Source organism: Thainema salinarum CENA647 (assembly GCF_057732415.1).
This window is the reverse complement of sequence record NZ_JBYJZJ010000015.1, coordinates 149,513-164,058: the sequence shown is the minus strand read 5'-3', so window position 1 is coordinate 164,058 and position 14,546 is coordinate 149,513. Positions and strand designations below refer to the sequence as shown.

10 protein-coding genes and 1 pseudogene are annotated in these 14,546 nt (G+C 47.2%); 5 read left to right on the top strand and 6 right to left on the bottom strand.

The genetic code is table 11. From position 1 onward, the window contains the following. Positions 1–114: 114 nt before the first annotated feature. Positions 115–729, bottom strand: a complete 615-nt coding sequence (locus AC286M_RS02565) for an NUDIX hydrolase (protein ID WP_488202890.1) — start codon at positions 727–729, stop codon at positions 115–117. A 277-nt stretch (positions 730–1,006) separates the two neighbouring features. Next, entirely contained in the window at positions 1,007–1,699 is a 693-nt protein-coding gene (locus tag AC286M_RS02560; RefSeq protein ID WP_488202889.1) for a TVP38/TMEM64 family protein, read from the bottom strand. A 1,270-nt stretch (positions 1,700–2,969) separates the two neighbouring features. Between AC286M_RS02560 and AC286M_RS02555 the strand changes: the two genes are divergently transcribed. Both AC286M_RS02555 and AC286M_RS02550 read left to right on the top strand, forming a co-directional pair. Further along, the gene (locus AC286M_RS02555; RefSeq protein WP_488202888.1) at positions 2,970–3,227 is read left to right on the top strand and encodes a hypothetical protein; all 258 of its coding nucleotides are present in this window, start codon (positions 2,970–2,972) and stop codon (positions 3,225–3,227) included. A 447-nt stretch (positions 3,228–3,674) separates the two neighbouring features. Further along, entirely contained in the window at positions 3,675–6,257 is a 2,583-nt protein-coding gene (locus AC286M_RS02550) for a glycogen/starch/alpha-glucan phosphorylase (protein WP_488202887.1), read from the top strand. A 339-nt stretch (positions 6,258–6,596) separates the two neighbouring features. Here the strand turns inward: AC286M_RS02550 and AC286M_RS02545 are convergent, their stop codons facing one another. The 4 genes and pseudogenes from AC286M_RS02545 to AC286M_RS02530 form a co-directional block, all read right to left on the bottom strand. Beyond that, entirely contained in the window at positions 6,597–7,553 is a 957-nt protein-coding gene (locus tag AC286M_RS02545) for a L,D-transpeptidase (RefSeq protein WP_488202886.1), read from the bottom strand. Between the two features lie 66 nt (positions 7,554–7,619). After that, on the bottom strand, positions 7,620–8,378 hold the full coding sequence (locus AC286M_RS02540) for a DM13 domain-containing protein (RefSeq protein WP_488202885.1): 759 nt from the start codon (positions 8,376–8,378) through the stop codon (positions 7,620–7,622). Positions 8,379–8,935: 557 nt separating this feature from the next. After that, positions 8,936–9,451 carry a peptidoglycan-binding domain-containing protein gene (locus tag AC286M_RS02535; RefSeq protein ID WP_488202884.1) on the bottom strand — a complete coding sequence of 172 codons (516 nt, stop codon included), beginning with the start codon at positions 9,449–9,451 and terminating at the stop codon, positions 8,936–8,938. A 699-nt stretch (positions 9,452–10,150) separates the two neighbouring features. Next, positions 10,151–11,125 (bottom strand): annotated as a pseudogene (locus AC286M_RS02530) (carboxylate-amine ligase). A 318-nt stretch (positions 11,126–11,443) separates the two neighbouring features. On the opposite strand from AC286M_RS02530, the gene AC286M_RS02525 reads away from it, so the two are divergent. The 3 genes from AC286M_RS02525 to AC286M_RS02515 all read left to right on the top strand — a co-directional run bounded on the left by AC286M_RS02525 (position 11,444) and on the right by AC286M_RS02515 (position 14,469). Further along, positions 11,444–12,328 (top strand): MBL fold metallo-hydrolase, encoded by an 885-nt coding sequence (locus tag AC286M_RS02525; protein ID WP_488202883.1) that lies wholly within the window; start codon positions 11,444–11,446, stop codon positions 12,326–12,328. A 125-nt stretch (positions 12,329–12,453) separates the two neighbouring features. Further along, a complete protein-coding gene (locus AC286M_RS02520; RefSeq protein ID WP_488202882.1) occupies positions 12,454–13,554 on the top strand; it encodes an iron-containing redox enzyme family protein in 1,101 nt (366 codons plus the stop codon). A gap of 144 nt (positions 13,555–13,698) precedes the next feature. Continuing rightward, a complete protein-coding gene (locus AC286M_RS02515) occupies positions 13,699–14,469 on the top strand; it encodes an SAM-dependent methyltransferase (RefSeq protein WP_488202881.1) in 771 nt (256 codons plus the stop codon). The last annotated feature ends 77 nt before the right edge of the window (positions 14,470–14,546 follow it).

Here is a 14,546-nt window from a genome sequence, read left to right as displayed (position 1 = left end):
TAAATCAGATCATTTAGACATGCCGACAAGTAGCTTGATGGTTGACAAACCACCAAATAGTATGAGTTTTTATACCCAAAATGGATCTGACTAAAGACAGACTTAAGATGCCGCTCAGGATAAACAAGCGAGCAACAAATGTACTGTTCCGTGTGGCACTAAAACGGCTGAATCCTCTAGCTTTAGGTTGGTCTGATAGTTGATCAGCGCACCTGCATTAGTCAAATCAGCGACTGATAATTGGGGGTTCGCTTTCAAATGGACGAGATGCTGATCCATCAGGTAAACGATGGCCGCGATTTCATTACGCGGTTGAGGCTGAGCTATCAATGTGGCATCAAACGCAACTAAATAGTAGGCTTTGTTGGAATCTGCCATGCTGCCGTGGTCAGAGTGGCGGCGCTTTTCAAAAATGAAGCGAGGTTGAATTGGTTCGTCTTGCAAATCAATTTGCTCTAAACTGCCGCTCGATTTCAGCCAGTAGGTTTGCGGCGCACTATTGAGATGAGCTACGACATCGCCAATTTCCTCACGACTCTCTCGTAGCGCACAGTCTGAAAAGCTTTCTGCTGGGTTTTCTCGCTTGCCACCAACACCGCAAAACCGAACCCGCTGCGGTGATTCTAGGACTTCTCGCTTGGGAATTGAAAACACATGATATCCCTGCCAAGTTAGGAATAGAGCCGTTCCTGATGGGGTTGTTGGCGTAATGATATCCGATAAGTACATGAAGGTTATGGCAGGTGTTGCTGACCATCATAGGCCGATGTAATAGTTACTGTAAATATAGCAATTCTTAAACGTTGATTGTTAATAAGTAGGTTGGCATAAATAAGCACATATAAAGAACCGGGGGAGCATCCCACCGGGGTGCTCTCCGGTCCTTTAGTTATGCATTTATTCATATGCAGCTACTTATGAATTCCTGTGTTGTTTGTTATGAGGAGCTTGTTATGTAAGCTCCTTGTTCTGAATCAGTCTATTCTATTTAATGTTGGGCTAGCTGTTATTGATTTGAACTGTTAGTTGAAGTGATTGCTTTTCTAGCAAAATGGGTTATATAAATTGCCAGTGCAATCGCAACACCTAAACCCGCAACTTGCAGCACGATTAGACTTGATTTGGAACTGCCACCCAATAAACTCATGCTGATATAGCCGATATAAATATAAAAGCTAATAATTGGCAGCATTCCTAACCATGTACACAAAAGATACTGCCAAAAACTGATTTTAGTTAGGCTAAATCCATAGTTCAAAATATTAGACGGAATCATTGGCGATAGACGACTAAGCAGCAGAATCTTCCAGCCTTTTTGGGCAACTGCTTGATCCAACTGAGTAAATTGAGCATTGTGCCCAATCCAAGCGGTCAACCGTTTGCGTAACAGGGTTCGTCCCAGTAGAAAACATGCGATCGCACCCGCTGTATCCGCCACTGATGCCGACGCAATACCTTTGACAAAGCCAAACAAAGTACCCGCCAGCAGCAAAAGGACAACGTTGGGCAAACCACAAACTGAAACCAGCACGTAGAGCCCGACAAATGCTGGCAGCGCCCAAATTCCCAGCGATTGTAGCCACTGATTGAGTTCACCTGACCATTCTTGGATCGGGAACAGGCTGGGTATAACTGCGATCGCAATTCCAATGCTAACTAGACCAGTGATGGCCTTTGTCCGTCGTCCGTTTATTCGCATAGTGTGTCGCGATCTTAAGAAATTATTAGGGATCTTCCAGTTAATGGTTTTATCAGTGGATCTCACATGAAGGGGGCATTTTGCTGCGATAGGCAGCAAAATGCCCCTGCTGTTTTGGGATATAAGCTGTGAGTAGAGGTTGCAAAGAGAATTGAATTAAGCATATCCTGACCTTCATTTAATGCCAGTCTGCCAGGGGAAAGATTTCCTTGGTAGATTTTTAACTGACCTCAGGTGTGCGTCGAGTCGGCAAGGCACATGTTCCGAGACGGTCTTGCGGCTTGTTCTGTAGCAGCCAGTTGAGTCAGTAGCTACATTTTGATAAACGTATCCTAAAAACGGGGTGCTCCTCTGGTTTCTAGAATACGTTTATTTATGCCAACCTACTTATAGCTCTACCGATAGCTCTACCGAATAGATAGTGAACTGAGTTGATTATGAACAGGTCGCTTCGCTGGGGCGACCTGTTCATAATCAACTTAAGTCTGCTGTATCTACAGAATATCTTTATGTAATTTACAAATATTAACTATTATTAAAAGAAAGCAAGTTAACTTGTCTTTTGATAACTTAACCATTGCTGCACCAGGGCACAACAGGCTTTACTATTTGAGCACTATCTGGCTTGGTAACGTGCAATAAGAATAAAGAACAAATCTTTGAAGTTGAAGCTTTTGCAAAGCTGGTTCAGACAGGTATAGACATGAATGATGATTTGCTAGGACTGAAATATTGTAGGCGTGTTTTGAGTTTGGGCTTTTGATGTTGAGCTTGTGTCTGTTTGGGGATCACGACTGACAGTCGGGGATCACACCAGCATAGCGGTCTTCATGTAGAAATCTCTAACGAGACTATAAAAGGGAACTATAGACAGAATAAGCAGAATAGTAAAGACGTTGCTAAAGCGCTGGGATCGCGAGGATCCGCCGTTATAGACGCTTGTCGGTTTCCGGTTTTGCAAGGTTCTCTAAGGGCTTGCAAGGTGCAGATGTGGGGTGGGTGTTAAGCAGAATAAGCACTCGGTGCAGACAGCGCGCGGGATGTAACCAGTTTGATTTAATCAGTTTGGCAATTAAGCTATCGCTGCGCTACCTTAGACTACGTTCGCCTCACGATCTACAAAATCAGCCATCACTGGCTGTACCACGCGTATACTGAAGCATAGAGCTAGGATTTCGGCATGATTCCCACTTAAAAGGGCTGAAATCGCTGTGTTTCGGTAGTAGTGGAAAGACGCTATAGGATGCTGTACAACTGGCTGCTAATGTTGATGCTGATGACCAATACTGATCCCAACAAGGAGACGCTTATCCAACATCTTGACCGCCTCTTAACGTTCTATATCCGCGTGACTGATAAGCTAGAGCGAGCGTTGACTGGACTCAACAAGCTAGCAGGAGGGCTTGATGACTTAAAGCAAGCGGTGATTGACAAGCCTTTGAGAGTTGATGCAGCATCTGTAACTGAGTCTGTAACTGTATTGGCAATTGATGACATTCGATTTACATTGGGGAGGCTGGTTTTCTAGGCAATAGTCAGCAGATCACTGCTGTTTGGGTGGGGCAGATAGAAGCCATTTATGCCCACCAAAACAAGGGTCTGTTCAGTCAAGTGTTTGTGTGGTCGAGTGGATAAATTAGTGATTGGCGGGGAATACTAAAAAATAGACTCGTCAATTTATAAGCAAAACTTTAACTTAAAGGACTGGAGAAAGAACTGGAGAATGCCTTAATGGTGAGAAGATAAGGATCCTTTCCTGTCTGTCTCGCGTCGTTGAGGAGTATGTGCAATTTGGTTCTGCGATCGCACATTCAACCACACAAGTTAATTGCAAGATCGCACAAGTGAGTCAATCGACAATCCCTACTTATGGAGTCCCTACGGAGAAAGCTTTAAGCCAATCGAACTTAGATCACCAGGCATATCGAGCTTGATTTTCGATCTGCTACACACTGTTTACCTCGACTTATTCAATATGGACAAACTAAACAACAGCGAAGCAAAAATCTCACCACTTTCAGCTTCCGTATCGGGTGACCGCCAAATTCATATCGAAGACGATCGTACAGGGATCAGCATTGAAACGCTCAAGCGAGCACTGGCCGATAATCTGTATTACACCCAAGGCAAAGACGAGTGTTTTGCCACTCCCCACGATTACTACATGGCGCTGGCCCACAGCGTGCGCGATCGCCTCTTCCAGCGACGCATTGAAACGGCCAAAGTTTATGCCAATCACGATGCCAAAACGGTTTATTACCTGTCTGCTGAATTCCTGATGGGACGACACCTGAGTAACTGTCTGATCAATTTGGGACTGTATGACCGGGTGCGGAAAGCGCTGAGTGAATGTGGTTTAGAACTCGATTACCTACTGGAGCGGGAAGCGGAACCGGGATTGGGTAATGGTGGTTTGGGGCGCTTAGCTGCCTGTTTTCTGGATTCTCTAGCGACGCTGAGCATTCCTGCTGTGGGACACGGCATTCGCTATGAGTACGGCATCTTTTCGCAGATCCTCAGCGATGGCTGGCAGGTAGAGCTGCCGGACAAGTGGCTTAGCTTTGGCAACCCCTGGGAAATTGCCCGACCTGAATATCGAGTAGAAGTGAAGCTTGGCGGTTATACCGAAACCTACACCGATGAACATGGTCGCTATCGGGTGCGCTGGGTTCCGGCTCAAATCATCTTGGGTATCCCATACGATACGCCCGTTCCAGGCTACAAGACAGACAACGTCAATACTCTGCGTTTGTGGAAAGCAGAGGCCAGTGAAGCCTTTAACCTGCAAGCGTTTAACGCAGGTGATTACTTTGGGGCAGTTGCCAACAAGATGATCTCGGAGAATATCTCCAAGGTGCTGTATCCCAATGATGAAACGCCACAGGGCAAAGAGCTACGCCTCCAGCAGCAGTACTTCTTCGTCACTTGTGCGCTGCAGGATATCATCCGGCTGCACCTGCGCACCCACGACAGCCTGGATAATCTTAATGGGAAAGCTGCCATTCAGCTCAACGATACTCACCCAGCCATTGCGATCGCAGAATTGATGCGCCTGCTGATGGATATCTACGGCTATAGCTGGGAGCGGGCTTGGTCGATTACTCAGTCTACCTTTGGCTACACCAATCACACCCTGCTACCAGAAGCGCTGGAGAAGTGGTCAACCGAGCTATTCGGTCGCCTGCTACCGCGCCACCTAGAGATTATCTACGAGATCAACTTCCGCTTCCTAGAGCAGGTCAAAAAGCTGTATCCCGGTAACGAAGCGAAGTTAGCCAGCCTGTCTCTGATCGAAGAAGGGTCAGAGAAACAGGTACGGATGGCAAACCTAGCCTGTGTGGGCAGTCACGCGATCAATGGGGTGGCAGAGCTACACACCGAACTGCTGAAGGAAAATGTGCTGCGCGACTTCTACGAACTCTATCCAGAGAAGTTCAGCAGTAAGACCAATGGTGTGACCCCGCGTCGTTGGCTGTTGATGAGCAACCCGGCTCTGGCTGATTTGATTACCGAGAAGGTAGGTGAGAATTGGCCAACCTATCTAGATCAGCTCAAGGGCTTAGAGGCCTATGTGGATGATCCCTCCTTCCAGGCGCGCTTCTACCAAATCAAGCAAAAGAATAAGGAAGAGTTAGCACGCTACATCCTTCAACACGAAGGCGTCAACGTCAATCTGGATTCTATCTTTGATATTCAGGTGAAGCGGCTGCATGAGTACAAGCGGCAGTTGCTGAACGTGCTGCACATTGTGGCGCTTTACAAGCGGATTCAGCGCAATCCCGATCTGGAGATGGTGCCCCGCACCTTTATCTTCGGTGGTAAGGCGGCTCCAGGCTATCACAAAGCGAAGATGATCATCAAGCTGATCAATTCGGTTGCAGCGGTGGTCAACAACGATCCCATCGTCCGCGATCGCATTAAAGTGGTCTTCCTGGCCAACTTCAATGTTTCCCTGGGGCAGATTGTCTATCCCGCTGCTGACCTGTCGGAGCAAATTTCCACCGCAGGTAAGGAAGCGTCCGGTACGGGCAACATGAAGTTTGCGCTCAACGGCGCATTGACCATCGGCACCCTGGACGGTGCGAATATCGAGATTCGCCAAGAGGTCGGTGAAGAAAACTTCTTCCTGTTTGGCCTCAAAGCCCATGAGGTGGCAGCGATGAAAGCCAATGGCTATCAGCCTTGGGATGTCTACAGTTCTCATCCCGAACTGAAGGTGGTGCTAGATGCGATCGCGCATGGCGAGTTTTCTCCCGATGATCCCTATCGATTTGAATCGCTGATTCGGGCATTGATCACCCAAGATCCCTATATGCTGCTAGCAGATTTCCAATCCTATGCTGACTGTCAGCAGTACGTCAGTGAGGCGTATCGCGATCGGCAACGCTGGACAAAGATGTCGATTTTGAACACCGCACGCATGGGTAAGTTTTCTGCCGATCGCACCATTCGGCAGTACTGTGACGAGATCTGGCATGTCAAGTCGATCCCGGTGCAGCTCATGCCTTATCAGCAAGAAAATGCCATGCTGAATCTCACTTGTGAGATCAAAGGATAGGGATTCTATTTAGTTTTTCATTCATGACCTAACCTAACCAGGTCAGACTGGGGCAACCATGCCCCAGTTTTTTTATGTGAGGTCTGGTTTAGATTCTGATTAGTAGACTTTATTGGAAATTGTTTTGTAGCGCGGCTCCGCCGCGCTACAAAACAATTTCCAACCCCAAAAACTTTATTTCCAATAAAGTCTAGTTGAGGTGCCGCGCTTTGCGTAGTACCTCAGCTATCTGATTCGCGATCGGCGACTGTTTCAATCCTGTGTTGTTGCTCAGGTGTAGAGTTGAGGATAAATCCCTGGAGAATTTATTTTCAACTCTATACTTGACGCTGTACGTGTCTACTGTTCCACGATGACGAGAGTGCCTTTTGAAACCCATTCATATAGTTTTTGAATATCTTCGTTATACATCCGTACACAACCATGAGAGGCGGCCTGTCCGACAGATGATCGATTGGAGGTTCCGTGAAAGCCGATAGAGTTGAAACCATCTGTCCAAAACTCAATCCACCGTTCCCCTAGAGGATTATTGGACTCCGGAGACATCACCTCTCCCGTGAAGGGATGCGTCCAGCCTGGATTTTTGACCATTGTTCTCACATGAAAAGTGCCGACAGGTGTTTCCCATCCGGGTTTACCAACTGCCACTGGAAAACTCGCCAACTCTTGCTCATCTTGATAAGCATATACTCTTCTCTCACTGCGTTTGAGTACCAATCGAGTGGCCTGTACTTGCTCCTGCTGTTTGGCAGCGATTGAGCGGATAATTATTGGTTTACCAGAAGCGGCATCTATTCCCAAGTAGTTCAGTTCTAACTGACGCTCTGGCTTGGATTTTGGCTGCTGAACGCCTGCTATGGCTATTGGGGTGTTGCTCGTGTAGGTATTGACCCTGTCATGAGCCATACTGTCACAATCCTCATTGGGATCGGTGCCGAATGCGATCGCAGTTGCAGTATTAAATAAGGAATATGGCGCTAACCCATATCGCTGGAAAAACTGCAGAATTGCGTACTTGGGCTGGCTACCGAACTCATCCGCTGAATTTGGAACAGGATTCTGAATCCGTGACTGCTGTCCTACCTGTACGGTTGAGCAGGTAGTCTCTGGCGCTACAGCCGCATGAGTACGAAGATTGGTCAGCATAGACACAGCTACAATATATCCGGCTATTTTGAGCGCAATAGCAGGTTTGTAGACGGTGAGGCTGAGTAAATCTGTTAGCGATCGCAGTTTGGGACGTTCTCTCGGATCTTCATGGGCAACATGGGCATGAAGAAAGGCAAGTGTTTCCACAGCTTCCTCACAACGCAGCAATTTACAACTGAAATACAACTGAAGTCGGTTGGGGTCGGTACTAGGCTACCAAAGCGCTCGCGGTGCTACTGGAGCTTCGGCTGGAGGTTCAGCCACTTGAGCCGTCTCCCCTGTATCCTCTGTTTCTTCAGCTGTTTCATCAATGGCTTGAGCGGTCTCTGTCGGTTCGGTGGGTACAGTTGGTACAGCCAGCTCGGCAGGTTCTGTGGGTTCAGGTGCTTGAGCGGTTTCAGTCGGCTCAGCAGATGCGGCAGGTTCAATGATTACAGGTGCGATCGCAGTTCCAGTTGTTCTTGTTGCGGGTTCAACTACGTCTGCGGTTGCTATCTCAACCGGCTCAACTGGCTCAACGGACTCAATCACAGTTCCTGTGTTGGGTTCGAAGGAAGCGTAACCCATTGATATAGCCGTGTCACGGCCTAAAATCACCACTGATTGAATACCATTGATATCAGTACCTGGTGGAATTAAGTAGCGCTGTTCTCCCTGCGAGGCACTTAATGGGCCTAAGTCTAAATAACTTTCGACTGGAGCATCAGTATAGGAGCTGGGCGGTACTGCTTCTGGAGTCAGCAAGACTTGTCCTGCTTCCTGGGAAGAAGCCCGAAATGTTGGATCAAATTCCAGATAGAAAGCGCCCTCTTCTTCTAAGATTTGAGCCGTGCCCTGAATCGGTTGCGTACCTTCGGTAAACGTTCCCGATCGTATGCCTATAGGCTCAATCACTTCTCTTTCATTGCTGGCGCTAACCGTTGTGCCGTCAAAATCAGCAGAATTGACTAACGGCCTATTACACGATGTCATTAGGATTCCAGCAGTTATCGCCGTGGCGATAGTTGTCACAAATGTTGGAGTAGATCGAAGTAGTCGCATTGGTCTTAATCCGTAATCAGTAGTCAATCAAAGTAAACTAAAATTGTTAGAAAGGAATTGGTTATGAGCAAATAATAAATTAATCAAATTTGCAAAAATAGAATCAACTGTAGAAGTAGAGCACACTAGCTGTTACTCGTAAACGTTTGATAGTATAAATTTTGACAGTAATTTAGTTGCTATTCGTAAACGCTTGATGGTGGCTAGAAGTCTGAGGTTGCTATTTAACGCTTTAATATTATTTTCACTGCTTGATATGCTGCGAAAAATAATATGTGTATATTAATAGGTTACTCTTATGAGTCAACTATTACTTATCTCGTAAGTTAGAGTAGCAGTTGATATTTGGTCGCTTTCACGATTTTTGTCTGTGACATACAGGAAAAATGACATAAAAAATCTTAAGAGCTTTGAGGGGTGGATTAGCAATTCTATCCACCTCTCAAAAAATTACGTGAAGGCGTGAAGCCAAGTGAGTGGAGTTTATCTTAGAAGACTCCTTCATTCTCAGGAGACAGTTCTGATTCTTCAAAGATTCCTGCTTCGTCAGTAAATGCTCCGTCTTCATTGTAGGCATAGTCATCTTCATAATCGGAATATTCACCTGTTGCCGAATCAAAGCTATCTTCCGCTTCAAAGACAGAGTCTGGATCAATACCTAAGATTGAATCCCAAGTATTAGCGCCAACAATGCCGTCAGATAATAGACCATAATCGGTCTGAAATTCCTCAACGGCATTGACCACCTCGTTGCCATAGTTACCGTCAATGGGGCCGTTGTAGTAGCCTAGTTCATCCATGAAAATTTGCAGATCCTGAACTGTCGGGCTTGTTATGCCATAAGTTAAGGTTGGAGTTATTCCTGCTCGATATTCCTCAAAACGGCCATCAATATTGGCAACTTGTGCTTGTGCAGATAAGCCGTGAAATAGGACAGGGGCTACTGCGAGCATAGAAGCAGCGCTTAGAGATGCAAATTTGGATTGTAAAATTCTTCTAATCATGGAGCAAAATCTCCTTGTGAGTACAATGCAATACTGTTGCCAGAGCTGATTGCTGTGGTTTAGCATTGCCAAAATAGACATTCGCAATATAGAACGCAATGTAGAAATAATTGCGATCGCATTTTTGCCAAAACAGATGTTTCCTAATCTGGCAAATTGGTTGTTTCATCCGTGGGCCGACTGATCAAATTAGTATCAGGCAGATTAACCTGTACTTAGGAGCATGAATTAAATAGCCTGTCAATCATTCCATCCGTAGGGACACGGCATTGCCGTGTCCCTACCCCAAAGATTTCACCTTATTAAATTCACGCTCCCTAACCTGTATATCCTCATCATCAAGAGGAGTAGAATCATTCTGTAAGCTAACCCGTGCCTGATTTTTCGATTTCTGATCGGTTTCAAAAGGCTCGTTAAATGAGATGCGTCTGCTGGTTTATCTCCGACAGGCATTCTCAAATAGCCAGCGATGGGCTGAGGAAGTTAAGGAAATCTTAGAAAACGTGAAATCGTTTCACATCTTGCTAACAGTTTATTGCCCAAATTAAACCTCTACTAATTGGCATAAATCGGCTTTGTTTCCTCGACTAGATAGTCCACTACCTCTGTGAGAGAACCGTGTTGCTTCAGAATGTGTCGCTGGCGATCGGCTCCAGTTCCTTGCTGCAGCGTATGATGTGCGATCGCAACTACGTCCTCCTATTCTCCCCAATCCTCTAAAGCGGGACGGACAAAGGCTAGCAGCTTTTCAATCAGCTGATCAGCGGGAACAGCCTGAGCGGTGTCTACATCAACCAAGTTGGCGCTTAAACCCCAGCGAGACGCCTTCCACTGAGCTGCCGCTAGCACTTCAGGTCGAATAGCTGTGTAAGGTATGCCAGATTGCACCTGTTCGTAGCAGGTGCGGACTAGGCCGCGCACCAATCCTGCCACCATGACCGTTTCATCTACCGTCAACGGCATATCTGGAATGCGAAACTCCAGCGTCGGGAACCGCTCAGACGGGCGTAGATCCCAACACACCTGATTGGGACTATCGATGATTTGGGTATCAAGTAAATTCTGCACTGTGTCCCGATACTCCTGGTAGGACGCAAAGGGCTGGGGGCAACCTGTCATTGGCAAGCGCTGAATCAGCACCGTTCGGTAACTCGCATACTGAGTATCCTGTCCCAGCCAAAAGGGAGAAGAGGCCGACAGCGCCAGCAGAGGCGCTAGCTAGTGCCGCACATGGTTCATCACCTGAATGGCCAAGTTGCGATCGCAAATTCCTACATGCACATGGCACCCAAACGTTACCAGCTCATGCATCAGTCCCTGGTAGCGATTTGCCAGCTTCTGGTAACAGGATTTTGGCGTTAATGTTTGCTCCTGCCAGGAGGCAAACGGGTGGGTTCCGGCAGCAGCCAGCTTACAGCCCACGCTATCGGCAGCCGCAATCAGATGATGGCGCAGCTTGGTTAAATGAGTACGAACGTCTGCTAATGACTGGCATACAGGCGTCGCGACTTCAATCTGTGACTGGCGAAATTCCAGTTGCACTGTGTCGCCCAAGGAAATCTGAGCAATCGGTAGGATCAGGTGCGATTTTGGGCAAAGTTTACGATTTTTTGGATCAATGATCTGATATTCTTCCTCAACTCCAATCGTAAATAGCTCAGCATCCGGCAACATTCCTGACAATTCACTTAAACAAAATTAACTGAATTTTTGTGGCTTATTTCTGAATCTATCAATAGGGACATAGCAGCACTATGTCCCCACCACATGTTTGCTATTGATGCAGTTTGAAAGTGTCAAAGTTGTTTTAGTCTAATTTAGACTTTTTCAGGTTTTTTAGCTGATACCGTCATCCCAAAGACGTAAATTTTACAGCACCTAATCCCATCGGCAGAGTAAGAAAGGAAACCACTAGATCCACTATGAGACGCAACATCTAGAGGTGATTCTTGCTTAGCACCTTGCTACTCAACATTTTGCTGAATTAAAACCATGACTGACTCCAATTTCGCTACAGATAAAAATGCCAAAGACTTGGTACTGCTTGATGATGCTCAAATACCGAATTATCAAACCGGATCCATTTTCTTTGTTGGCAACGCTACAACCATCATTCGCTACGGCGGCTTCACGATTTTGACTGATCCGAATTTTTTACATCAGGGCGAACATGTACATTTGGGGTATGGTCTACGCTCTGCCCGCCGAACGAATCCCGCCATTGAGCTAGAAGACCTGCCAGATATTGATTTTGTGTTGCTGTCTCACATGCATGAAGACCACTTTGATCGAGTGGTAGAGCAAAAACTGGATAAGGGTCTGCCGATTTTGACCACTCATCAGGCGGCCAAAAAATTAGCGAGGAAAGGATTTCGAGCAACCTATGGACTCCATCATTGGCAGGATTTTGCGATCGCAAAAGGTGATGCTCGTATGCAGCTAACTGCAATGCCGGGACGGCATGGGCCATCCGTTGTCGCCTCCTTTCTGCCAGATGTGAACGGCAGCCTGCTGGAGTTTCAGCGTCCTGGTGATAGTGATCCGTTCCGCCTTTACATCAGCGGTGATACGTTGATTTATCAACCGCTGGAAGATATTCCGAAGCGCTATCCTGATATTGATTTGGCGCTGATTCACCTGGGCGGTACTAAGATTCTGGGCATCTTGCTGACGATGGATGCTAAGCAGGGTGTTCAAGCGATTGAAATGATTGCACCGCACACGGCTATTCCCATTCATTTCAATGATTACACGGTCATGAAGTCGCCGCTGAGTGACTTTATTAAAGCTGCAGAAGCTGCCCAGCTAGAGACTCGAATTCAGTACTTAGATCATGGTGATACCTATACATTCAATGTTCCTTTTGGTAGCCGATAGCGCTAAATTTTACTTCTTTTGTCGCGTCTGATACAGGTTCAAATCTTTCTAGGGATTATGGGAGCTAGGTGTTTCTCAAGCGAACATTGTTGTAGGTGATTTATTAAACGACTAAGGGAAAATTCATGATTCAGCTAGCAGTAATTGGCTATGATGCCGCTGAGCGGACATTTATTCATCTGTTGGAACTGGAAAACTTAGATGAAGCAGTCAAGGTTCAGCCAACGTTAGCTGCCGAATTTGAGCAAGCGCTTGAAGATGCCATTGTAAATGCCTATCGATCCTCGTCTTCCTCCCATCAAGCCCATCGATTTTTGCAGCGCATTTTATATCGAATTAACCGACTCAAGCTGTTTTGGTATGACGACTTAGATCGGTATACCAACGAGAATTCAACTTATCTAAAAAACGTGCGCGATCGCATCGAATCAGCCTGGCAACAGTGGGAACTGGCTCAGCTTGATGTAGACGCCTTGCAGGAGATGCAGGCCGAGCAGGTCAAGCAGGCCCTGCGCGATCGCGCCGCTGCTGATGTCGAACCGCCCGTGTCAGACAATAGTCGCTACTTCCGAGATGATATGACTGAGGCTGGATATCGCCGCCTGCTGGCCATTGCCTCTCTAGATGGACTGGTGGAAGCCAGCCAGCTTTCTCGCACGTTGGGCGGTGTGGGCAACGAAATTCAGGCTGTCCTGACTCGACTGCTGGTGGAGGAATACGGAGCCGGACGCCTCAGCCGCAAGCACTCCACGTTCTTTACCACCATGCTGGAGACGCTGGATATGGATACTGCGCCAGAAGCTTACCTTGACTGGGTTCCCTGGGAAGTTCTGGCCATCATCAACCACAGCTTTATGGTTAGCGATCGCAAACGCGACTACCTCCGCTATGTGGGTGGATTGCTCTATGGGGAACTGACTGTCCCCGCTACTTTTAAGCCCTACCAGCAGGCCGGACAGCGATTAGGCATTCCCGATGAAGCCATAAGCTATTGGAATTTGCACATCAAAGTTGATGAGCTACACGGTGAGTGGATGCTTGATGACGTGGCGCTGCCCCTCGTTGATCGCTATCCTGACCAAGCCTGGGAAATCCTGCTGGGCTATGAGCAGCAACGGCTACTTGGCGACCGAGCCGGATCTGCGATCGCAAGTGCAGTTAAAGCAGCGGATCGGGAGCAGGACTTTTTGGTTCGTGAGGCGAGAGGAGAGAGAAGAGAGGCGTAAAAAATAGAAGCTGTAGGGTGGGCATCGCCCACCCAGCTTAGTCCTAGCCGCTTACAACTTAACCCCTTACTCCTCACGCCTCACTCTTAACTGCTTACGCCTCACACCTCTCGCCTCACTCTCCTCCACGCACGGTCACCCAACATGAAAGAAGTTCTCCTATCCCCAACCACCTCCGTTTCTCTTTCCAACCGCCCAAAAACAGCCGTTCCTTCTCCTCGTAATGTCTTCTTCTGCCGGGAAGAATCTCGTTTCTATTCTCAGTGCTTAGAAAAAATGCTGCTGAATCACTGCTCTGCGGCTGAAACTATTGTGGAATTTGGCTCTGGGGATGGTAGCGCGGTAATTAATAGCCTACTCAATACTTCATTTAATGGTGTCATTCACGGCTATGAGCTCAACCCTAAGGCTTGCCAGGTCGCTCAGTCTCATATCCGTCAACACGGGCTAACCGACCGCTACATTGTCCATAATCAGTGCTGCTTTACCGGACTAAAGCAGCATTCTGCCCAATGCCTGATTGCTAATCCGCCCTATATTCCGGCTCCGGATAATCGGATTCTGATGCCCGAACTTCATGGCGGCGTTGATGGTGCAACGATTACTAAAAAACTGCTCACCGTTGGCTGTGAGCAAGTACTGCTGATGATTTCAGCCTACTCCAATCCCGTTGATACAATTCGCCACGCGCGTGCCCAGGGTTATCAGGTGGTGGATTTTATGGTAACGCCGCTACCCTTTGGCTGCTACAGCTCTGAACCCAAGGTAAAAAACTGGATTGCAAAACTGCGATCGCAAAATAAAGCGTTCTACTCGTCGAATATTTACTTCCTAACGGGTGTCCTGTTCCAGAAGCAGAATTCGGCGGTAGCGGATCTGTCAGATGAGCTGTTAAAGGTGATGACTGTTTTATGATGCGAAGTTCGGTTAAAACCTGATGATTAACTGATTGTGAACGCTTGGCCAAGCGTTCACAATCAATAACGGGGTTT

Coding starts and splice junctions, on each gene's coding strand:
- AC286M_RS02565 (WP_488202890.1), bottom strand. CDS start 729: ATGTACTTATCGGATATCATTACGCCAACAACCCCATCAGGAACGGCT.
- AC286M_RS02560 (WP_488202889.1), bottom strand. CDS start 1,699: ATGCGAATAAACGGACGACGGACAAAGGCCATCACTGGTCTAGTTAGC.
- AC286M_RS02555 (WP_488202888.1), top strand. CDS start 2,970: ATGCTGATGACCAATACTGATCCCAACAAGGAGACGCTTATCCAACAT.
- AC286M_RS02550 (WP_488202887.1), top strand. CDS start 3,675: ATGGACAAACTAAACAACAGCGAAGCAAAAATCTCACCACTTTCAGCT.
- AC286M_RS02540 (WP_488202885.1), bottom strand. CDS start 8,378: ATGACATCGTGTAATAGGCCGTTAGTCAATTCTGCTGATTTTGACGGC.
- AC286M_RS02535 (WP_488202884.1), bottom strand. CDS start 9,451: ATGATTAGAAGAATTTTACAATCCAAATTTGCATCTCTAAGCGCTGCT.
- AC286M_RS02525 (WP_488202883.1), top strand. CDS start 11,444: ATGACTGACTCCAATTTCGCTACAGATAAAAATGCCAAAGACTTGGTA.
- AC286M_RS02520 (WP_488202882.1), top strand. CDS start 12,454: ATGATTCAGCTAGCAGTAATTGGCTATGATGCCGCTGAGCGGACATTT.
- AC286M_RS02515 (WP_488202881.1), top strand. CDS start 13,699: ATGAAAGAAGTTCTCCTATCCCCAACCACCTCCGTTTCTCTTTCCAAC.